Source organism: Vibrio sp. 2130-1, from assembly GCF_033339515.1.
The window spans coordinates 1-661 of record NZ_JAWOUT010000346.1; the positions used below are offsets into that span (position 1 = coordinate 1).

The following is a 661-nucleotide window of genomic DNA, read 5'->3' on the forward strand; positions in this document are numbered from 1 at the left end:
GCGATTCACTAGTGGTTTTAAAGAGCTCGATCGTGTGCTTGGTGGTGGTGTCGTACCTGGTGCGGCGACTCTGATAGGTGGTAACCCTGGTGCGGGTAAGTCGACGTTGCTTCTTCAAACTATGTGTACGTTATCAGGGCTGATGCCGACACTTTACGTTACGGGTGAGGAATCGCTTCAACAGGTTGCGATGCGCGCGTCTCGTCTTGGTCTGCCAAAAGAGCACCTGAAGATGCTATCAGAAACCAACGTCGATAAAATTTGCCAAATTGCAGAGAAAGAGCAGCCCAGAATTATGGTGATTGACTCGATTCAGGTTATGCACGTTTCTGATGTTCAATCGTCACCGGGCAGTGTTGCTCAGGTGCGAGAATCTGCGACGGCACTGACGCGATACGCAAAACAGAACAATGTTGCGGTATTTATTGTTGGTCACGTAACGAAAGATGGTACTCTTGCCGGCCCTAAAGTCCTTGAGCACATTATTGACTGTTCTGTCTTGCTTGATGGCGGAACAGATAGTCGTTTCCGTACACTGCGCAGCCACAAAAACCGTTTTGGTGCGGTAAATGAATTAGGCGTGTTTGCGATGACGGGGCAGGGACTGAAAGAAGTAAGTAACCCATCGGCGATTTTCCTTTCTCGTGGCGAAGAAGAGACG

General features: G+C 49.3%; 1 protein-coding gene. It reads left to right on the forward strand.

Annotation, left to right across the window (positions count from 1 at the left end; genetic code table 11):
• A partial coding sequence (locus tag R7Q09_RS26130) for an ATPase domain-containing protein (RefSeq protein WP_318143942.1) occupies positions 1-661 on the forward strand: 661 nt, incomplete at both ends.